Source organism: Streptomyces sp. NPDC054770, assembly GCF_053611985.1.
In genome coordinates this window covers 53,946-73,164 of record NZ_JBSHBL010000054.1, presented here as the reverse complement: position 1 = coordinate 73,164, position 19,219 = coordinate 53,946, and the positions used below count along the sequence as shown (strand labels likewise).

General features: G+C 72.0%; 18 protein-coding genes. 12 read left to right on the top strand and 6 right to left on the bottom strand.

From position 1 onward, the window contains the following. Positions 1–66: 66 nt before the first annotated feature. The 3 genes from ACWGKQ_RS35945 to ACWGKQ_RS35935 are packed head-to-tail and all read right to left on the bottom strand — an operon-like array spanning position 67 to position 1,981. A complete protein-coding gene (locus ACWGKQ_RS35945) occupies positions 67–264 on the bottom strand; it encodes a hypothetical protein (RefSeq protein WP_453296226.1) in 198 nt (65 codons plus the stop codon). Between the two features lie 32 nt (positions 265–296). Next, complete coding sequence (locus ACWGKQ_RS35940) at positions 297–1,091, bottom strand: hypothetical protein (RefSeq protein ID WP_453296225.1); 795 nt, start codon at positions 1,089–1,091, stop codon at positions 297–299. Continuing rightward, positions 1,088–1,981 (bottom strand): ABC transporter ATP-binding protein, encoded by an 894-nt coding sequence (locus ACWGKQ_RS35935; protein ID WP_453296224.1) that lies wholly within the window; start codon positions 1,979–1,981, stop codon positions 1,088–1,090. The genes ACWGKQ_RS35940 and ACWGKQ_RS35935 overlap by 4 nt, the downstream gene beginning before the upstream one ends. Positions 1,982–2,254: 273 nt before the next feature. Here ACWGKQ_RS35935 and ACWGKQ_RS35930 point away from each other — a divergent pair, with 273 nt between their 5' ends. The 10 genes from ACWGKQ_RS35930 to ACWGKQ_RS35885 all read left to right on the top strand — a co-directional run bounded on the left by ACWGKQ_RS35930 (position 2,255) and on the right by ACWGKQ_RS35885 (position 13,195). After that, complete coding sequence (locus tag ACWGKQ_RS35930) at positions 2,255–2,647, top strand: GntR family transcriptional regulator (protein WP_453296223.1); 393 nt, start codon at positions 2,255–2,257, stop codon at positions 2,645–2,647. Beyond that, positions 2,644–3,759, top strand: coding sequence for a DUF1648 domain-containing protein (locus tag ACWGKQ_RS35925; RefSeq protein WP_453296222.1), 1,116 nt, complete (start codon positions 2,644–2,646; stop codon positions 3,757–3,759). Before ACWGKQ_RS35930 ends, ACWGKQ_RS35925 begins: the two co-directional genes overlap by 4 nt. A gap of 284 nt (positions 3,760–4,043) precedes the next feature. Next, complete coding sequence (locus tag ACWGKQ_RS35920; RefSeq protein ID WP_453296221.1) at positions 4,044–6,374, top strand: SpoIIE family protein phosphatase; 2,331 nt, start codon at positions 4,044–4,046, stop codon at positions 6,372–6,374. Positions 6,375–6,492: 118 nt separating this feature from the next. Continuing rightward, complete coding sequence (locus tag ACWGKQ_RS35915) at positions 6,493–7,455, top strand: ABC transporter substrate-binding protein (RefSeq protein WP_453296220.1); 963 nt, start codon at positions 6,493–6,495, stop codon at positions 7,453–7,455. Beyond that, positions 7,452–8,252 (top strand): ABC transporter permease, encoded by an 801-nt coding sequence (locus ACWGKQ_RS35910; protein WP_453296219.1) that lies wholly within the window; start codon positions 7,452–7,454, stop codon positions 8,250–8,252. The genes ACWGKQ_RS35915 and ACWGKQ_RS35910 overlap by 4 nt, the downstream gene beginning before the upstream one ends. Continuing rightward, positions 8,249–9,217: an ABC transporter permease subunit gene (locus tag ACWGKQ_RS35905; RefSeq protein ID WP_453296218.1), complete on the top strand. Its 969-nt coding sequence runs from the start codon at positions 8,249–8,251 to the stop codon at positions 9,215–9,217. Before ACWGKQ_RS35910 ends, ACWGKQ_RS35905 begins: the two co-directional genes overlap by 4 nt. Further along, positions 9,214–10,821: a benzoylformate decarboxylase gene (gene mdlC / locus ACWGKQ_RS35900; protein ID WP_453296217.1), complete on the top strand. Its 1,608-nt coding sequence runs from the start codon at positions 9,214–9,216 to the stop codon at positions 10,819–10,821. The genes ACWGKQ_RS35905 and mdlC overlap by 4 nt, the downstream gene beginning before the upstream one ends. 7 nt (positions 10,822–10,828) lie before the next feature. After that, on the top strand, positions 10,829–11,596 hold the full coding sequence (locus ACWGKQ_RS35895) for an ABC transporter ATP-binding protein (protein WP_453296216.1): 768 nt from the start codon (positions 10,829–10,831) through the stop codon (positions 11,594–11,596). Between the two features lie 111 nt (positions 11,597–11,707). Then, positions 11,708–12,142, top strand: coding sequence for an NUDIX domain-containing protein (locus tag ACWGKQ_RS35890; protein WP_453296215.1), 435 nt, complete (start codon positions 11,708–11,710; stop codon positions 12,140–12,142). 198 nt (positions 12,143–12,340) lie between these two features. Then, on the top strand, positions 12,341–13,195 hold the full coding sequence (locus ACWGKQ_RS35885; RefSeq protein WP_453296214.1) for a hypothetical protein: 855 nt from the start codon (positions 12,341–12,343) through the stop codon (positions 13,193–13,195). Position 13,196: 1 nt separating this feature from the next. On the opposite strand, the gene ACWGKQ_RS35880 is transcribed toward ACWGKQ_RS35885, so the two are convergent. Further along, a complete protein-coding gene (locus ACWGKQ_RS35880) occupies positions 13,197–13,760 on the bottom strand; it encodes a fasciclin domain-containing protein (RefSeq protein WP_453296213.1) in 564 nt (187 codons plus the stop codon). A 464-nt stretch (positions 13,761–14,224) separates the two neighbouring features. Further along, on the bottom strand, positions 14,225–15,142 hold the full coding sequence (locus tag ACWGKQ_RS35875; protein ID WP_453296212.1) for an oxidoreductase: 918 nt from the start codon (positions 15,140–15,142) through the stop codon (positions 14,225–14,227). A 7-nt stretch (positions 15,143–15,149) separates the two neighbouring features. Here ACWGKQ_RS35875 and ACWGKQ_RS35870 point away from each other — a divergent pair, with 7 nt between their 5' ends. After that, positions 15,150–15,758 (top strand): TetR/AcrR family transcriptional regulator, encoded by a 609-nt coding sequence (locus tag ACWGKQ_RS35870; RefSeq protein ID WP_453296227.1) that lies wholly within the window; start codon positions 15,150–15,152, stop codon positions 15,756–15,758. Positions 15,759–15,816: 58 nt separating this feature from the next. On the opposite strand, the gene ACWGKQ_RS35865 is transcribed toward ACWGKQ_RS35870, so the two are convergent. Then, positions 15,817–16,419, bottom strand: a complete 603-nt coding sequence (locus ACWGKQ_RS35865; protein ID WP_453296211.1) for a TetR/AcrR family transcriptional regulator — start codon at positions 16,417–16,419, stop codon at positions 15,817–15,819. 113 nt (positions 16,420–16,532) lie between these two features. Between ACWGKQ_RS35865 and ACWGKQ_RS35860 the strand changes: the two genes are divergently transcribed. Then, complete coding sequence (locus ACWGKQ_RS35860; protein WP_453296210.1) at positions 16,533–18,770, top strand: MMPL family transporter; 2,238 nt, start codon at positions 16,533–16,535, stop codon at positions 18,768–18,770. Positions 18,771–19,219: the final 449 nt, after the last annotated feature.

Sequence of the window (19,219 nt, the reverse complement as noted above, 5' to 3'; positions counted from 1 at the left end):
GACACAACCCCCTCCCTTTCTCCGTCAGGCAGTCGGCGACCTTGGCGTTCCGGTGGCCGGGCGCCCTCAGTCGCCGTACAGCTCCGCGTGCTGCTCGGGCGTCAGATTCTTCGTGTCCGCCCTGCGCAGCATCGCCACGTGCCGGCCCACCGGGCACCAGCCGATGCGGCGGGGACCGAGACGGATCGTGGTGACGGAGGCCCCGGCCGTCCAACTGGCCCAGAAGACATGTCCTTTGGTGCACATCACCGGCGTATCGCGCATCTCTGCTCCTGTCGTACGACGAAGGGGGACGGTCATGAGTCGAGGAGGCGTTCGCCCGCGAACAGGGCGGCGAGCGCGGCGAGCAGGACCAGGGACGCGCCGGCGCACCCGGCCACGTACGACCAGGAGAAGAGCCGGTACGAGCCGGGCCGCGCGGTGAGCGTGATCACCGCGGCGAGCGCCGGGGCCAGCGCCGCGAGGCGTACCGGGCCGCCGTTCAGGCCCGCCGTGACCTTCAGCCACGCCGGATGGAGGAACGCCACGAAGGTGAGCAGCGAGGTGGCCCACAGCATCGAGGCGAGCGGGATGAGCAACGCCGTCGCACCGTACTCGCCCGTCATGGCGACCGAACTGCCGTCGAGCGCCACGGCCGCGGTCGCCAGGCCCAGAAACACCCCGGCGAGCACCGCCCAGGCGAGCAGCGACAGAGCGTATGTCGCCGTGACGTAGCCGAGGAAGATCGTGCGGGGGCGCAGCGAAGTGGCGAGCAGCCCCTCCGCCATGCCGCCCGAGACATCCGGGCCGAGGATCGAGCGGCTCACCGTCAGGCTCATCAACGAGGCGGCCAGGGCCAGCAGTTCGGGCGCCGTGAGCAGCGCCGTCGCCATCGCCGCGTCGGTGAGGCCCGGATGCGCCGAGGTCACGCGCACGGGGCCGGAGAGGGGCGGCGTCAGGTCGCCGTGCAGGGCGCCGGGGATCAGCCGGGGCACGACGAGCAGGAGCACCACGATCGCGGCGGCGACCGCCGCGGGCAGGGCGACGGCCTGCCGGCCCTGCTGCGCCCAGGCCCGCCGCAGCAGGGCGCGGGCCAGCCGTCGGTACGTCATCGCGCGTCCTCCAGGAACTCCCGCAGCACCGCGTCCGCGTCGACGGGTACCCGGTCCACGCGGAGTACCGGCACGCCCAGGGTGACGGCGCGCGCGATCAGGCCGCCGATGGTCTCTCCGGGGGGTACGTCGACGCGTACGCGTCCGTCGCCCAGCGCCGTCGCCGGGGCGGCGGCAGCCAGGGCGGCGGGCCAGCTTCCCTCGCACCGGAGGACATACGTGTCGCGATCGGTGTCGCCCACCAGGTCGTTGCGTACGGTGAGCATGCCGTCCTTGAGGACCAGCACGTCCGTGGCGACGCTCAGCGCCTCGGGCAGGTTGTGTGTCGAGTACAGGACCGTGCGGGTACGCGCCCAGGAGCGGATCAGGTCGCGTACGAGGGCCGATGTCACCGGGTCGAGGCCCGTCAGCGGCTCGTCCAGAAGCAGCACCTGGGGAGCGCCGAGCAGGGCGCGGGCCAGGTCGACGCGCTGCAGTTGCCCCCGGCTGAGGCGTCCCGTGCGGCGCTCCCACAGCGGGGCCAGCGTGAACGTGTCGTGCACCTCACGGAGTCGGTCCGCCCGCACGGCGGGATCGGCGTGGCGTAACTCCGCCCAGAACTCCAGGTTGTGCCGCACCGTCAAGTCCGGCGAGAGCGCGGCCCGATGGCCGAGATAGGCGATCGTGTCCTTCCGCCCCGGGTGGTGCGCGACATCCGCGCCGCCGACCAGGACACGGCCCGCGAGCGGCGCGAGGATGCCCGCCATGACCCGCATCAGGGTCGTCTTGCCCGCGCCGTTGCGGCCCAGGAGGGCGTGCACGCCGGTCGTCAGCGTGACGTCGACGGGGCCGAGCGTCTCGGTGCCCCGGTAGCCGGCGCGAACGCCCTCCAGGACGAGCGGTGCGGGCATCCGGCCTGCCTTTCTGCGCTAGCTGTTATATGAAACATAGAACACTGGCTCCGGCCGGTCCATCGGATCCGCGTAAAGATCCCCTTTACCGGGCGGGCGGGCCGCCCGGTGGGCGATTGGCCCCATGTCGGCACGTGTTCTATGTTTTCTAGAACACTGGGCGGTTCGCACAGCGGCCCGGATCCGACCGCGGGGCACGAGGCACGGGGCACGAGGCGCGGAGCGCGGGACACGAAGCACGGGACACGAAGCACGGGGGGACAGGAGGCGGTCATGCTCATCCCTCTCGAGCTCAGCAGCGATGTGTCGATCTATCAGCAGATCCGCGACCGCGTCGTCGAAGGCATCGCCTCCGGAGCACTGCCCGCCGGCACGTCGCTGCCCTCCACCCGGGGCCTGGCCGCCGACTGCGGCATCAACTTCCACACGGTCAACAAGGCCTACGACCTGCTGCGCCAGGAAGGCCTCATCCAGCTCACCCGCAAACACGGGGCGGTCGTCGCCCGCGACCACGACACCGGGCCCCCGCCGCCGGGTTTCGTCGACGACTGGAGGGCGCGCGCCCGCACTCTCCTCGCCGAAGCCCTCGCACAAGGCCTCGACGCCGACGCCGTCCAGGAGTTGTGCGCGGAACTCCTCACCGGGGGAAGGGAACCCGCCACATGACCGTGCCGCTTCTCCTCCAGGCAACCGTCCTGTTGCTGTTCACCGCCGTGGCATGGGCGATGCCGTCGCTCGCGCAGGCCACCCTGCCGTTCGGCGTCCGCGTCCCGCGAGAGCGCGCCGGCGAACCCGCCGTCACCGCAGCCGTCCGCCCCTACCGCCGCCGGACCCTGACCGCGGGAGCCGCCGTCACCGCCTCCGCCACGGCGGTCCTGGTGCTGGCCGGACGCACCACCGTCGCGAACGCGGTCACGCCCCCGTGCGCGATCGCGCTCCTCGTCGGGCTCGACTGGGCCGCGTACTACCGCGCCCACCGTGCGGTCGCCGCCGCGAAGGCCGAGGGCGGCTGGTACGACGGCGTGCGGCAGGGCGTCGCCGTCGACCTCTCCATCCGCACCGACCCCGAGCGCTTTCCCTGGCTGTGGGCGCTGCCCGCGCTGCTGGTCACCGCCGCGACCGCCGGCGCCGGAGCGCTGCGCTATCCGTCGCTGCCCGCGACGCTCACCACCCACTGGAACGCGGCCGGCCATCCCGACGGGCATGTCCGTACCACCGTCGCCGTCGCCTTCACGCCCGTGTTCCTGCAGATCGCGTCGAGCGCGCTGTTGGCCGGCACGGCCGTGTTCGCGCTGCGCAGCCGGCAGTCGCTCGACGCCGAACGGCCGCGCGCCTCCGCCGCACAGCACCGGGCGTTCATCCGCTGGACGAGCCGCGGCCTGCTCGTGCTGGCTGCCTGCGTGGACCTGTCGCTCCTCGGGACGGCCCTGGTCACGTGGGAGGTGTACGGGAACCGTGCGGCGGCAGCGGCGGCGATCGGCCTCCCGCTCCTGGCGGGTGTCGCGTTCGTCCTCGCCGTGGCCGTCCGTACCGGCGCACACGGCAGCCGCCTGCCCGTCGACGCCGACGAGGCGAGCGGGTCCCGGGTCGTCAACCGCGACGACGACCGCCACTGGAAAGGCGGCCTCATCTACGTGAACCGGGACGACAGCTCAGTGTTCGTGCCCAAGCGGTTCGGCATCGGCTGGACCGTCAACTTCGGCCGCCCCGCGGGCATTCTCGCCCTGCTGGCCCTGACCGCCGTACCGGTGGCGCTGGCGATGGGGCTCACCCACTGAGCACTCTCCGTACGAGGGCGATCCCGCCACGGATGAATCCGTTCACGGAGCGTCTGCCCGGCAGCGCCACGGGTGACCGGCGCGCAATCGCGCGTCCTCCCTGCGAACGCCGCAAGATCGCTCCGCCGGCGTGCAGGGCCTCGTCGGCGAGGCCGGTCGCCCGAAGCTTGCGATCCCTTGGTGCCAGGAGCACTGTGGATACTGCCTGCGACAAGAGATCAGAGACCACCATGCACACCTGGGACAGGCGGAACACTCGCCGATTCACCGGTGCTCGCTTGGACGTGTCCGCGGCGACAGGCGTGTTGGACCGGGACGGCTGCGTCACCCACTGGAGCAGTGGTGCGCAGGAACTGCTCGGATACGCCCCTGTCGAGATCATCGGCAGGCCGGTGGACGACCTGCTGACGGCCGAGGGAACGCTGCGGCACCGCGACGGCCTCCCGCTGCACGCGCAGGTGCACCTGTGCCCGCTGCAGGACACCGATCGGGACGGCGGCTTCCTGCTCCTGCTGACGGCCGTGCCCGAGGCCGCGGCAGACGCGCCCCGGGATTCCCTGCTCCCGCAGTGGATATTCGAACAGCAGCCGCTTGCCGTCGCCATCTGCGACCTCGACGCACGCGTGCTGCGCGGGAACCAGCCGATGCTCGGAGTGGGGGGTCTTTCCGAGGAGGAGGCCCGCGGCCGGCGCCTGACCGAGATCCTCCAGGGCAACGCCATCGAGGAGGTGGAGCGGCGGGTCCTTCGGGTCGCCCGGACCGGGAAAGCGGAAGCGGCGGAGCCCATCGTCAGGCTCCCCGGGGAAGCCAAGGCGCACGCCTGGGCCATGGACGTCTTCCCGCTCAAGGACACGGACGGCTCGGTGTGCGCGGTGGGCGTCGCGGCGTCCGACTACTCCCAGCAGTACGACTCCAGGGAGCGCATCGCCTTGATCAGCGAGGCCAGGACCCGTGTGGGTACGAGCCTGGACATCAGGGGAACCGCACGAGAATTCGCCGAACTCGCCGTCCCCCGCTTCGCCGACTTCGTCAGCGTGGATCTTCTGGAGCCCGTCTTCCAGGGTGAGCTGCCCGCGCCCGGCCTTCCTCGGCATGTCACCGCCCTGCGCAGGGCGGCACACCGGTGGGCCGCCGGGCACGTGCACGCGCTCGATGCGGTGATCGGCGCCACGGAAGTGCACCCTCATCCGTGGTCGTCGCCGGTCGCCCGGTGCCTGGCCGAGAGCCGGGCCGTTCGGCACAGCACCAGGGATCCCGAGGTCATCCGCTGGCTGGCCGAGGATCCCGTTCAGGCGTCGCTCGCGGAGACGTTCGGCCCCCACTCGCTGATCGCCGTGCCGATCCGGGCTCAGGGCGTCTCCCTCGGGGCGGTCCTGTTCGTCAGGTACGCGGCCTCGCACGAGGAAGCCTTCGGCCCGGACTGCACGGCGATCAGCGAGGACCTCGTCGACCGGCTCGCGATCTGTCTGGACAACGCCCGCCGGTTCACGCGGGAGCGCGGCATCGCGCTCGCACTGCAGCGGGCCCTGCTGCCCCGGGAGTCGGCCGTGCACCCCGCGGTGGAGACGGCAGCCCGTTACCTGCCCGCGGGCGGCGGCGCCCAGGTGGGCGGTGACTGGTTCGACGTGGTTCCGCTGCCCGGGGCACGGGTCGGCCTGGTGGTCGGCGACGTCGTAGGGCACGGCATCAACGCCTCCGCGACCATGGGACGCCTGCGGACCGCCGTGCGCACCCTCGCCGACATCGACCTGCCGCCCGAGGAACTCCTCACCCACCTCGACGACATCATCACCCACACCGCGGGCGAGCAAGGCGGCGAACCCGGCGGTGAGATCCCCGGCGACATCGGTGCCACCTGCCTGTACGCCGTCTACGACCCGGTCTCCGGCACCTGTTCCCTGGCCCGCGCCGGCCACCCCGCCCCGGTACTGATCCACCCGGACGGCACCAGCAGTGTCATCGACATGCCCTGTGGCCCCCCGCTGGGCCTCGGCAGTCTGCCGTTCGAGGCGGCGGACGTCATCGTGCCCGAAGGGGGCCTGCTGGCACTGTTCACCGACGGCCTCCTCAGCACCCGGGACCGTGACATCGACGAAGGGTTCTCCGACCTGCGCAGCGCCCTCGCCCTCCCGGCCGCCTCGCTCGACGCGCTGTGCGACACCGTCCTGGACACCCTGTGCCCCGAGCCGCACGCCGACGACGTCACCCTGCTCCTGGCCCGCCCCCGCGTGTTCGACGAGGACCGCCTCGCCAGCTGGGACCTGCCCGGCAATCCCGCGGTCGTCGCCGACGCCCGCCGGCTCACGGCGGAACAGCTCGCCCTGTGGGGACTCGCGGAGGCCGCGTTCGTCACGCAACTGGTGGTGAGCGAGCTGGTCACCAACGCGATGCGGCACGCCGGAGGGCCGATCCGGCTGCGGCTCATCAAGGGCGAGACGCTGATCTGCGAGGTCAGCGACGGAAGCAGCGTCAGTCCCCATCTGCGCCGGGCCCGGGTGTTCGACGAGGGCGGCCGCGGCCTGTTCATGGTCGCCCAGTTCACTCACCGCTGGGGCACCCGCTACACCCGCACCGGCAAGACCATCTGGGGCGAGCAGGTGCTGCACATGCCGTAGACACGGCAATCCGGCCCCGGCGCTCGGTCCGTATTTCTCCGAGGACCTCGAAATCGGGCTCAGGCTTGTAGCGATCATGACAAATTCGGGTAGTCATGCCCACATGCCTTTACGTCGATTGCCTCGATCGCGTTCGGGAACCAAACGCCTCGCCGCGCTCGCCGCCGTCGCCGCCCTGATCCTGGTGGGCTGTGACACCGGCGGCACATCGCACTCCGCCGACGGCCGGCAGCAGCTGACCGTGGCGGCACTGCCGCTCACCGACTCCGCCGCCCTCTACCTGGCCCGGGACCGCGGGCTGTTCGCCAAGGAGGGCCTGGACGTACGCATCCAGCCCGTGCAGCAGAGCATCCAGGCGCTGCCCGCGCTGCTCAAGGGCCAGGTGGACGTCATCGCGAGCGCGAACTACGTCACCTACCTCCAGGCGTACGAGAAGGGCACCCTGGACCTGCGCATCCTCGCCGAGGGCGTACGGATCGCCCCGCACATGATGGACGTCCTCGTGCCCAAGGACTCCGCCCTGAAGTCGCCCGCGGACCTCGCCGGCAAGAAGGTCGCCGTCGCCGTCCTGAACAACATCCAGTCCCTGACCCTGAACGCGATCCTCGACGCCCGGCACGCCGGACGACCCGTCTACCGGCAGATCCTGTTCCCGCAGATGGGCGCCGCTCTGCAGCGGGGCCAGGCGGACGCCGTACACGCGGTCGAACCCTTCGACACGGCCATCCAGGGCGAGCTGGGCGCGCGGGTGCTGCTCGACGGCGGTTCGGGACCGGCCAGGGGCCTGCCCGCCAGCGGGTACGTCACCACGGCCGCCTTCGTGAAGAAGAACCCGAAGGCGGCAGCGGGCTTCCGGCGTGCCGTCGAGGCGGCGTCCAAGCTGGCCGCCGCGGACCCGGCGGCCGTACGCACCGAACTGCCCAAGTACAGCAAGGTGACCGCGGACCAGGCCGCGTCGATCCACCTGCCGGTCTATCCGACGGCCGCCGATCCGTCCGCCCTGCGCCGGCTCGTCCGGCTCATGCGCACCCAGGGCCTGCTGAGCAAGGACATCGACCCGGCACCCCTGCTGGTGAAATGACCCGGCGTCAGGAACTCCTGCTGGGCCTGCTCGGCACAGCCGTGGCCTTCGGGATCTGCGAGGCGGTGGCCCGGGCCGGGATCGTCCGGCGCAGCTATCTGCCGCCCGCGTCCGAAGTCCTCGTCCGCGCCGCGCGGTTGGCGGGTGACCCGGCCTTTCTCGACGGGATCGGGGTGACCCTGCGGGCGTGGGCGTACGGCCTCGGACTCGCCTGTGCGCTCGCGGTGCCGCTGGGACTGCTGCTGGGCGCGGTGCCGGTGGCGGAGGCCGCCGTACGCGCGGTGATCGAGTTCCTGCGGCCCCTGCCCTCCGTGGCGTTGATCCCCCTGGTGTCCCTGCTGCTCGGGTCGGGCACGGAGACGGAGGTGACGCTGATCGCGTACGCCTCGCTGTGGCCGGTGCTGTTCAACACCGTCTACGGCCTCGGTGAGACCGACCCGCTGGCCCGGGACACCCTGCGCGCCTTCGGGTTCGGCCGGCTCGCGGTGCTGCTGCGGGTGGAGCTGCCGGCCACCGCCCCGTTCATCGCCGCCGGCGTGCGGATCTCGGCCGCGGTCGCCCTGATCCTCGCCGTCGCGACGGAGATCCTCTCCGGCTTCGGCCAGGGCCTCGGCATCTTCATCGCCCAGGCCCAGACCGGCACCGACGGCACGCGGGACGTGCTGGCCGGGGTGGTGTGGGCGGGCGGCCTCGGACTGGTGATCAACGGCGTACTGGTCGGCGCCGAGCGGCGGTTGTTCGCCTGGGCGCAGGAACCGCGCGCGGAGGCGGGGACGCCGGAGCGGGGCCGCCTGTGACGCAGTCGCATCCGGGGCAGCATCCGGAGCCGGAGTCGCATCCGGAGCCGGGGCCGCACCCGGCCTCGCAGCCGCAGCGGCAGTCGAAGCGGCAGCGGCGGCCGCAGCCGCAGCGGCAGGGCAGCACACGGCGGCCCGGATCCGAACCTGCATCCGCACCCGGCCGGCTGCGCACCACCGCCGTACGCTTCCTGCTGCGCTGGACGGTCTTCCTCGGCGCCGTCCTCTGCTGGGAGCTGGCCGCCCGGGCGCAGGACAGCGTGTACTTCCCGCCGCCGCTGCGGATCGCCCGGCACGCCCGCGACCTGTGGTTCTCCGGTCCTGCCGGCCACCTGTTCCTCACCTCGGACGCCGTCGGCACCATCCTGCCGAGCCTGGGCCGGATGGCGGCCGGGTTCGCGCTCGCCGCCGTCGCCGGGATCGCCCTGGGGATCGCGGTGGGCCGCTCACGCCGGGCGTACGCGCTGTGCAACCCGGTGCTCCAGTTCGCGCGGGCCGTGCCGCCGCCCGCCCTGGTGCCGGTGTTCGTCGTCGTCTTCGACGTCGGTACGCCCATGCAGGTGGCGTCGATCGTGTTCGGTGCCGTGTGGCCGGTGCTGGTCAACTCGGCCGAGGGCGCCCGTGCCACCGATCCGCTGCGGCTGCAGGTGGCGGCCGTGCTGCGGCTGACTCCACCCGAGCGACTGTGGTTCCTGATCCTGCCCTCCGCGCTGCCCCGGATCTTCGCGGGGCTGAGGCTCAGCCTGTCGCTGTGCCTGATCCTGATGGTGTTCTCGGAGCTGCTGCCGGGCAGTGACGACGGCATCGGGTTCACCCTCACCGACGCACTGACGCGCTCCGACCTGCTCACGGTGTGGTCGGCGCTGCTGCTGCTCGGCGCCCTCGGGTATCTCCTCAACACCGGACTGCTGGCGGCCGAGAAACGGCTCGTCGGCCCGGGACCGTCCGCAGGGAGGACAGCATGACCACGCCCACGGTGCGCGAGGCGGTCGTACGACTCCTGCGCGACACCGGCATGACCACGGTCTTCGGCAATCCGGGCTCCACGGAACTGCGGATGTTCCGCGACTGGCCGGACGACTTCGGCTATGTGCTGGGTCTGCAGGAGTCCGTCGTCGTCGGCATGGCGGCCGGGTACGCGCTCGGCACCCGGCGGGCCGCGTTCGTCGGCCTGCACTCGGCAGGCGGGGTGGGGCACGCGCTCGGCGCGGTCTTCAACGCCTTCCGCGACCGGGTGCCGCTGGTGATCCTGGCGGGCCAGCAGGCGCGCTCGCTGCTCCGGTTGCGGCCGTTCCTCGGCGCCGACGAACCGGCCCAGTTCCCGCGCCCGTACGTGAAGTACGCGCGCCAGCCGGAGCGGGCCGAGGACGTGCCGGCCGTGCTCGCCGAGGCGTACCGGGTCGCGATGACGCCGCCCCGCGGCCCGGTGTTCGTGTCCGTGCCCGAGGACGACTGGGACCGGCCCGCCGAGCCCGTCACGCCCCGCACGCTGCACTCGGGTTTCACGGCCGACCCGGCCGCCCTCGACGCGCTCGCCGCCCGGCTGGCGGCCTGCGCACGACCGGCCCTCGTGGTGGGCCCGGGCGTGGACGACGAGGACGCGCTGGAGCCGGTCCGCGCGCTGGCCGAACGGCTCCGGGCCGGGGTGTGGATCAGCCCCCTCTCCGGCCGCTCGGGTTTCCCCGAGTCGCATCCCCTCTTCCAGGGCTTCCTGCCGCCGGTGGCCGGCCGGCTCGCCGCGCGTCTCGCGCCGTACGACGTGGTGGTAGCCCTCGGCGCACCGCTGTTCACGTACCACGTGGCGGACGTCGGCCCGCCGCTCGCGCCCGGCACCGAGCTGTTCCACCTGGACTGCGACCCCGGCCAGGCCGCCTGGCTGCCCACCGGCACCAGCATCGTCACCACCCTGCGGCCCGCGCTGGCGCGGCTCACCGGGCTGCTCCGGGAACCCGACCGGGATCCGCCGCCGCCCCGCCCGGCACCGCCCCCGGCCCACGCCGAGGAACACATCACCCCGGACCTGCTCTTCGATCTCCTGCACGCCCGCCTGCCGCGCGACCGGGTCCTCGTGGAGGAGGCACCGAGCCACCGTGACGCGCTCCACGCACGCGTGCCCGTCGCGTCGAGCGGCGGGTTCCTCACCACGGGCAGCGGGGCGCTCGGCTGGGGCCTGCCCCTCGCGGTGGGCCGGGCGCTCGCCGACCGGCGCCGGGTGGTGTGCGTGGTCGGGGACGGCTCGGCGATGTACTCGGTGCAGGCACTGTGGACCGCGGCCCGCCACACGGCACCGGTCACCTACGTCCTTGTGGACAACGGCGGTTACGCGGCCGTCCGTGCGCTGGGCCGCCGGATCGGCATCGCGCCCGTCCCCGGTACGGACATCACGGGCATCGACTTCGCGGCACTCGCGGACTCGTTCGGCTGCCCTGCCGCCCGCGTCGAGCGCGCCGAGGAACTGCCGGCCGCCCTGGACCACGCCCTGGGCCGGGGCGACGACACCGGCCCCTACCTCCTGCACGTCGCGGTGACCGACGGCTCGGCCACCCTGTACGAGCCCGGGGCCGGGTGAGCGACGGATGCTGCGCCTCGACTCCGTGAGCCGGCACTTCGGCGACCAGCACGTCCTGGACCGCATCAGCCTGACCGTGCCCGACGGTCAACTCCTCAGCGTGGTCGGGCCGTCCGGCTGCGGCAAGTCCACGCTGCTGCGGACCATCGCCGGGCTGCTGCCCGCACAGGAGGGCACGGTCACGGTCGACGGCACACCGGTCACCGGCGTACCGGAACGCCTCGCGGTCGTCTTCCAGGAGTACGGCCGCTCGCTGCTGCCCTGGCTCACCGTCCGCGACAACGTGGCCCTGCCGCTGCGCCGCCGGGGTCTGACCCGCGCCGCCCGCCGCGCCGAGGCCGAGACGATCCTCGAACGCGTCGGCCTGCACGGCGTCGCGCGCCGCCACCCCCGGGAGCTGTCCGGCGGCATGCAGCAACGAGTCGCCATCGCCCGCGCCCTCGTCTGCCGGCCCTCCCTGCTCCTCATGGACGAGCCGTTCGGCTCGCTGGACGCGGGCACCCGCGAGGACCTGGAGGACCTCCTCCTCGAAGTCCATCGCACCGACGACACGACCATCGTGTTCGTCACCCACGACATCGACGAGAGCGTGTACGTGGGCGACCGCGTCGTCGTCCTCTCTCCCGGCCCGGGCTCCCGTACCGTCCGCGACCTCCCGGTCCCCCTGCCGCGCGACCGGGACCAGATCACCACACGCAGCTCTCCCGGTTTCGTGGCGTTGCGCACGGAGGTGGGACGAGCGGTGCGCAACGCTCCGCGGGGAGAACCGGAATGACCAACCGCCACGCTCCGCTGTCTCCCGTCCGTGGCCCCGTCACGGCAGGCTGCCCGCACCACGTGGCTGAGACCGCACGGGCCGTAGGACCGGGCGACTATCGTCGCGTGTATGAGGGTCCGTCACAATGTTCGCGCGGTCCTGTTGGACGGCGATCAGCTGGTGTTCCTGCGCCGAAGATGGCCGGGCTGCTTGCCCTACTGCACGACGGTCGGTGGAGGTGTCGAACCCTACGACACCGACCTCGAATCGGCCCTGCGCCGCGAAGTCATGGAAGAACTCGGCGCCACCATCGGTGCTCCCACCGAGTTCCTGACCCTGACCGAGCCCGGCGAAAAGGTCACCGTCGTGCGGCACTACTTCCGCGCCGAGCTGCTGGACATGGACCTGAACCGTCGTGGTGGTCCCGAGCCGGACGACCCCGATACAGGCGACTTCTCGCCGGTCCGGGTCGCGCCGGCCGCCTCTGCCCTGGCGTCGCTCGAACTCCGACCGCCCGAACTCGTCGACTACCTGTGCGAGCACGCCAGGACGTGGGGCGTCTGAGAGACAGCGCTACCTGGCGGCTCCCACGGAAGCGCCCTCTCCTCTCTGCCCGGGGAGTCTGCCCCGGAGCCGCACCAGCGTGCTGTGGGTCCTCTTGCGCGACGACGGCTCGGATATGTTTGCGGCCCTCCCCTCCATGTCCGGTCCATGCCAAGCTGGACGGGCCACTGTGCCGCAGGTGTGGAGGGGGAAACGGATGTGAGCGCAGGCCGCCGGCGCATGGTCGTACTCCTCGTGACTCTGGGGACTTTCGCTGTCGCACTGTTCGGGCTGTACGTGCTGACCGGACTCTGGCTGACGCACGATGCGGCCAATCGGTGGGCGATCGCCATCGCCTTCGCCGTGGCGGCCTCCGGCGCCGCCGACAAGGCGGCGTCTCCATGGGCTGCGCAGGCCCCGTCGGGGACGACGGCACCGAACGCGGACCCGCCCGATCGCCCGGATGCGGATTCGCCCGACCCTCCGCCGCAACCGGCCGACGGGCACCGGTGGCTGACCCGGGACCGAGTGTCGACCGCTGTGGTGTCCGCAGCCGTCACGGCCGCGGTGAGCGCGGTGTTCTACGGATTGCTGGCACCGGAACCCGACCACGACGGCAGCCCGGTATCCGCCACGGCGGCCTCCACGACCCGGCCGTCCGGCCCCGCAACGACGACCCCGAACGCCTACACCCCCGTCTACCGTGACCGGACACTGTCCCTGAAGAACTACAACTACTACTTCGACCTGCCTACCGGAGCGGTCCGCGGATCGGAGACCGCCTGGAGCGTCAGCACGGACGCCGGGGGCGATGGCGACGGAGCCTTCGAAGTCCAGCCGCTCACCGATGCGTACGTCGTACCGGGCAAGGCCGTACCAAGTGCCGAGCAGTGCGCTGCCAAAGCCACGCGCCACCCTGCGGACGGCCGGCTGCACTTCCGACAGGTTCCGCCCGGCACCACTTTCTGCCTGCGCGACACGGTGAACGGCGACATCGCGACGTTCACCGTCATCGACCTCGACCACGGCAACTACGCGACCACGGACGACATCACCTACTACCGCCGCCGGTGAGTCAGGACGGCGGCTGGAGAACCGCGTCGATGACGTAGATGGTGGCGTTCGCGGCCTTGATGTTGCCGCAGATGATGTTCGCCTTGCCGTTGACCTTGAAGTCGGTGCCCGAGCCCGACGTGGTCAGTCTGCTGCCTTCCACTGTCTTGAAGGAACCGTGGGAGAGCTCGTCCGGCGTGATCTGCTGGTCCACGACGTGGTAGGTCAGCACCTTCTTCAACTTCCCCTGTTCGACGAGGAGCGAGGCGAGCTGCGACACGGTCATCGTCTGGAAGGCCTCGTCGTTGGGGGCGAAGACGGTGACAGCGGGCTTCCCGTCGAGGGTGCCGTTCAGATGCGCCCTGACCGCGGCGGAGACCAGATGGCTGAGTTGCGGATACGCGGCCGCAGCCTCCACGACCTTGTCCCTGGCCGTGCCGGCCTTCTGGGAGAGTGCTGCGCAGCCGGGACCGAACGTGCCCGACGGGCTGGGAGACGCGTCCTGTGCGTGGCTCTGCGACGCCGTACCTACCAGCACCGAGGCGATGACGGCCAGGGCTGCCGCCGAGGCGTTGGCTGTGCGCATGCGCGTGCGAGTGAACCTCATCGCAACCTTCCTCCCGTGGAGGCGTGAACACTGCAGAGGCCTGGACTGCGGAATTCTTCGTTGCCGGAGGGGGTGGGACGGGGCGGGACGGGGCGGCTGCTGCGCCATGGCCTCGGGGCATCATCACCCGGCCACTCAGCGAGCGTATCCAGCAGCAGCCGATGACCGCATCTCGAAAGCCCTGACGCGGCGACCGCCGGCTGCCGGGCGGTGGCCGAAGCTGTTGCGAGGTGCCATACGAGTGTTCACCCCCCCGGTGACGTGACCTGCGCCATCGCGAGCGCACGATCCCCTCGCCCGGGTCGGTCACCCGGGGCGGCTCGCGATGATTCGCCGCGGCTTCGCCATCGGCCGTCGGCGAAGACGTGAACGCGCGGGACACGAGACCGGCTGTGGCCCACCTGCCGGATGCTCCGCCACTGGCGATCGGGACCGGCGTGCGGTCAGGCGCCGGCGGTCGCGGCCAACTGCGGGAACGTGACTCCGGTGAGTTCCTCGGAGACCATCCACAGGCGCTGGGCCGTCTCCGGGTCGCTGGCCGCGGCGGAACGGCCGACCAGGGTCGGGGCGCCGCGCACCTCACCGCGGCCGCTCGGGCCGACGAAGCTCGCGCCCGGGAGATCCTTGACGGCGGCATACAGACTCGGCAGCGCACCCGCCCTGTTGTCCTGGGCCACGACGCGCATGACGGCGCGGCTCAGTGCGTTGCCGTCGTGGCGCTGGATGTTCGTGGTGGCCCAGCCGGGGTGCGCGGCCAGGGCACGCACAGGTGAGTGCGCGGCGGCGAGGCGGCGCTGGAGCTCCGGCGTGAACAGCAGGTTGGCCGGCTTGGACTGGCTGTACGCCTTCCTCGGCTCGTACTCGCCGGAGTGGTTGAGGTTGTCGAAGTGGATGCGCGGGGTGCCCGGCTTCTTGTGCGCCTCGGACGACACGGTCACCACCCGGTCGGTGATGTGCGGCGGCAGCAGGTTGGTCAGCGCGAAGTGGCCCAGGTGATTGGTCCCGAACTGCGTCTCGAAGCCGTCCTTGGTGTGGGACTCCGGGGTGTTCATGACGCCGGCGTTGTTGACGAGCAGGTCCAGATCACCCCGCCACTTCGCGGCGAACTCGCGCACGGAGCCGAGGTCGGCCAGGTCGAGCCGGCGTACCTCCACGCTGCCGTCGACGCTCGTGGCGGCGGCCTCGCCGCGTCCGGGGTCCCGTACCGCGAGCACCACATGGGCGCCCGCTGCGGCCAGCGCCTCCACGGTGGCGATGCCGATACCGCTGTTGCCGCCGGTGACGACGGCGGTGCGACCGCTCTGGTCCGGGATATCGGTGATGTTCCACTTGCCGGGTGCGGCACTGGGTGCAGTAGTCATGGTCCCCATGCAGCCCCGCCCGCGCCCCTGTCGCCACGGAGACCTGCGCGCCGCCCTGCTGGTCCGCGCCGAGGAGACGCTCCGCGAGAGAGGGGTCGCCGCCCTCTCGCTGCGCGAACTGGCCCGCGACCTCGACGTCAGCCACAACGCGCCGAACCGCCACTTCAAGGACCGGCAGGCACTGCTGGACGCGCTCGCCCAGGGTGGTTACGAACGGATGACCGAGGCCATGCTGGCGTCGCAGGCCGGCGCCGGGGAGTCGTGCCGCAAAAGGCTGGAGGCGGTGGTCCGCGCGTATGTGGGCTTCAGCCTGGACAATGCCGCGCTGCTCGACCTGATGTGCTCGATCAAGCACGACGCACACGCGTCCGCCGCCCTGCTGGAGGCCGCCAGGCGCTGGTCCGGGCTCATCGAGGACCTGATGCTGGAGGGGCAGCGTCAGGGCGAGGTGCGCGAGGGGCCCCTTGAGTGGATCGGCGTCCCGGTCTTCGCGACGCTGCACGGGTTCGCCGACCCGGCCGCGACCGGCATGCTCGCTCCGGAGATCGCGGAGCGCGGGCTGGACGAGGTGATCGCGTTCATCCTGCGCGGCTGTGCACCCGACGGGCGGACCTGACCGGTAGCGCGGATCCCGCCGTTCGGTCCCCCGGGGGGCACTCCTCCGGACGCAGCGGTCAGTGCCGCGCGCTCGCGGTCACGGCCTCGATGCCGGCGGTGAGGAAGGCCATGGCCGCGCCGACGGCCTGGTCGCGCTCGGTTCCCTCGGGGTACTGGAAGATCTCGGTGACCACGGCCGCGGCCGCGGCGGCGGCGAGGCGGGGGGCGATCCCGTCCGGGGCCTGGCCGGTGTCCTCGGCGATGATGCGGGCCCCCTCCTCGATGGCCGCCGCCATCCGCGCGGTGCGCACCGCGCGCAGTTCCGGGTTGGCCTCGAACATGCGCTGTTCGAGTTCGTCGGTCTCGTCGTGGCAGGCCATCTCCGCGCGCAGCCAGCCCTCCAGGGCGTGCATGACGCTCTCCCCGGGGGCGCGGCCGCGCAGCATCTCGGTCAGGTGCAGCACCGTGGCGTCGAAGGTCGCGAAGGCGATGTCCTGTTTGGAGCGGAAGTACAGCGTCACCGTGCGAGGGGACACCTCGGCCGCCGCGGCGATCTCCGCGATCGTCGTGGCGTCGTAGCCCTGCGCGGCGAAGAGCTCGAAGGCCGCGCGCGTGATCGCGGCCCGCCGCTTGGCCTTGCCGCGTTCGCGCAGGCCGTCCCCCGTCGCAACCCTCTCCATGCCGTCCAGCATAGTGGCGGGCGGCATTTTTACGTCAGGCCGTAAAAATGCATTAGGCTGTAAAAATCCTGCTGGACCGGCAGCTGCCGGCCTTGAGACGAAAGAGACCTGCCGTGGCGAAACGCTTGTACACGCTGGGACGTTGGGCGGCGCGCCGCCGGGGCCGGGTGCTCGCGGTGTGGGTACTGCTCCTCGCGGTGGCCGCGGGCCTGGGCACTGCCCTCGGCGGAAAGGTGACAACACAGTTCTCGGTGCCGGGCGTCGAGTCCCAGCAGGCCCAGGACCTGCTGAAGGCGAAGTTCCCGCAGGCCGCCGGCGGTACGGCCCGGATCGTGTTTGCCGCCCCCGAGGGCGCGAAACTCTCGGGCGGCAAGGAGCGGCGCGCCATCGCCGCGACCCTCAAGGAGGTCGCCGCGGTGCCGGGGGTCATCCACGTCTCCGACCCCGCGAAGACCGGCGCCGTGTCGAAGGACGGCACCATCGGCTACGCCGACGCGCAGTTCGGCAAGCCGGCCGACAGCGTGCCCCAGTCCGCCAAGGACCGGCTCGACGACGCCCTGGACCCGGCGAAGAAGGCCGGCCTCGAAGTCGAACTGGGCGGCACCGTGTCCACCCCGCCGGCCGAGGTCGGCGGCCCCGCCGAGGTCATCGGCGTGGTCGTGGCCTTCGTGGTGCTCGCGCTCGCGCTCAGCTCACTCGTGGCGGCCGGGCTGCCCCTGGTGACGGCCCTCGTCGGCGTCGGGGTCGGCGTGATGACCGTCCGGTTCCTGTCCCGCTTCATCGACATGACGAACACCGCGACCGTCCTCGCGCTGATGATCGGCCTGGCGGTCGGCATCGACTACGCCCTGTTCATCGTCTCCCGCCACCGCGAGCAGCTCGCCGACCCCGACCAGGACGTACCCGACTCGATCGCCCGCGCCACCGGGACGGCGGGCAGCGCCGTGACCTTCGCGGGCGTCACGGTCATCATCGCCCTCGCCGCGCTCGCCACGACCGGCATCCCCTTCCTCACCGTGATGGGCCTGGCCGCCGCCGGAACCGTACTCCTCGCGGTCCTGGTGGCCCTCACCCTGGTACCGGCCCTGCTGGGCTTCCTCGGCGAACGCCTGCGCCCCAAGACCGCACGGCCGGAGGCGAGTTCCGGGCAGACCCGGACGCCCGGCCGCGAGCGCAAGCCCGGGTCCTGGGGTCTGGCCTGGGGCCGCCTCATGACACGCTTCCCCATCCCGGTCCTGGTCGTGAGCGTCCTCGGACTGCTCGCCCTCGCCCTGCCCGCCACCGGACTGCGCCTCGGCCTGCCGAGCAACGAGACCCAGCCCACCGCGAGCACCCAGCACAAGAGCTACGAACTCCTCACCAAGGGCTTCGGTCCCGGCTTCAACGCGACCCTCGTGGTCGTCGTCGACGGCACCCGCATACCCGCCGCGCAGCGCGAGACCGTCGTCGAGCAGGTCGCCGGCGCCGTCGGCAAGGACCCGGACATCGCGACCGTGGCCCCGCCCGCGGCCACCGAGGACGGCGCGATCACCGTGCTCGGCGTCGTACCGAAGACCGGCCCCGACGACCAGAAGACCACCGACCTGGTGCACCGCCTGCGTGATCATGCGGTGGCTCCGGTGACCGACGCGGGCGGCAGGGCCTACGTCGCCGGTGCGACCGCCGCCGGAATCGACGTGTCGGCGAAGCTGTCCGCCGCGCTGCCGCTGTTCGTCACGATCATCGTGGTGCTCGCGCTGCTCCTGCTGATGCTGGCCTTCCGCTCCATCCTGGTGCCCCTCAAGGCCGTTCTCGGCTTCCTGCTGTCCATCGCGGCCGGCCTCGGCACGGTCGTCTGGGTCTTCCAGGACGGCCACCTCACCGGACTGTTCCAGGTCGCGGCGGCGGCCCCGATCGCGTGCTTCGTGCCGGTCCTGCTGATCGGCGTCCTGTTCGGCCTCGCGATGGACTACGAGGTGTTCCTGGTCAGCCGGATGCGGGAGCACTTCCACCACCACCGCGACGCGCGGGCCGCAGTCGAACACGGCGTGGAACGCAGCGGCCGGGTCGTCACCGCCGCGGCCCTCATCATGGCGGCCGTCTTCGGCGGCTTCATCTTCAACCACGACCCGACGGTCAAGACGATCGGCTTCGCGCTGACCATCGGCGTCCTCGTCGACGCCTTCGTGGTCCGCCTCACCATCGTCCCCGCGGTACTGAGCCTGCTCGGCCGCCACGCCTGGGCCCTGCCCAGGTGGCTGGACCGCGCCGTGCCGAACGTGGACATCGAGGGCGACTCCCTGCCCCCGCGCACCACGGACAACCGAAAGGATCCCGTCACCGCCGAACCCGTAACGGCCGACAAGAACTGATCAACCACTGCGCAGAACCGGCCGCTGGGCGGCCGGGCTGCCTGGCCGCCGGAGCTGAGCCGAGGGCTCCCAGCTCCGGCGGAGCAACTTCCGCGACGACTGGGACCGGCTCGGTGTCCTGATCCGGGGCGAAGGGGGAGCAGCCGCCGGCTCGGCGGGGGAGAGGTCTGAACAGCGGTGGCAGCGACCGCGTAGCCGTAACGCCTGGACCGGGACATCAACTCCAGCGTGACCGTGGACGGGCAGACGAAGTCCGGGCACGCGTCGGGCGGCTACAACATCTGCGACGCCCAGCTCGGCAGCGACTTCACCGGCGGCTGGCGGTAAGGGCGACCGCGGATTCCCGGCCGTCCGTCCTCGAACCGATCAACTGCCCCTGGGGGAACTCACGGCGGTCGTCGGCACCGGAATGGCCGTCAGTCGGTGCAGCAGGAGCTCAACTCGCTGTC

What these genes read in the sequence shown, in the direction of transcription:
- ACWGKQ_RS35895 (WP_453296216.1), top strand. Translation starts at nt 10,829, where the DNA reads ATGCTGCGCCTCGACTCCGTGAGCCGGCACTTCGGCGACCAGCACGTC.
- ACWGKQ_RS35935 (WP_453296224.1), bottom strand. Translation starts at nt 1,981, where the DNA reads ATGCCCGCACCGCTCGTCCTGGAGGGCGTTCGCGCCGGCTACCGGGGC.
- ACWGKQ_RS35865 (WP_453296211.1), bottom strand. Translation starts at nt 16,419, where the DNA reads ATGGAGAGGGTTGCGACGGGGGACGGCCTGCGCGAACGCGGCAAGGCC.
- ACWGKQ_RS35925 (WP_453296222.1), top strand. Translation starts at nt 2,644, where the DNA reads ATGACCGTGCCGCTTCTCCTCCAGGCAACCGTCCTGTTGCTGTTCACC.
- mdlC (WP_453296217.1), top strand. Translation starts at nt 9,214, where the DNA reads ATGACCACGCCCACGGTGCGCGAGGCGGTCGTACGACTCCTGCGCGAC.
- ACWGKQ_RS35875 (WP_453296212.1), bottom strand. Translation starts at nt 15,142, where the DNA reads ATGACTACTGCACCCAGTGCCGCACCCGGCAAGTGGAACATCACCGAT.
- ACWGKQ_RS35940 (WP_453296225.1), bottom strand. Translation starts at nt 1,091, where the DNA reads ATGACGTACCGACGGCTGGCCCGCGCCCTGCTGCGGCGGGCCTGGGCG.
- ACWGKQ_RS35910 (WP_453296219.1), top strand. Translation starts at nt 7,452, where the DNA reads ATGACCCGGCGTCAGGAACTCCTGCTGGGCCTGCTCGGCACAGCCGTG.
- ACWGKQ_RS35930 (WP_453296223.1), top strand. Translation starts at nt 2,255, where the DNA reads ATGCTCATCCCTCTCGAGCTCAGCAGCGATGTGTCGATCTATCAGCAG.
- ACWGKQ_RS35945 (WP_453296226.1), bottom strand. Translation starts at nt 264, where the DNA reads ATGCGCGATACGCCGGTGATGTGCACCAAAGGACATGTCTTCTGGGCC.
- ACWGKQ_RS35880 (WP_453296213.1), bottom strand. Translation starts at nt 13,760, where the DNA reads ATGCGCACAGCCAACGCCTCGGCGGCAGCCCTGGCCGTCATCGCCTCG.
- ACWGKQ_RS35890 (WP_453296215.1), top strand. Translation starts at nt 11,708, where the DNA reads ATGAGGGTCCGTCACAATGTTCGCGCGGTCCTGTTGGACGGCGATCAG.
- ACWGKQ_RS35870 (WP_453296227.1), top strand. Translation starts at nt 15,150, where the DNA reads ATGCAGCCCCGCCCGCGCCCCTGTCGCCACGGAGACCTGCGCGCCGCC.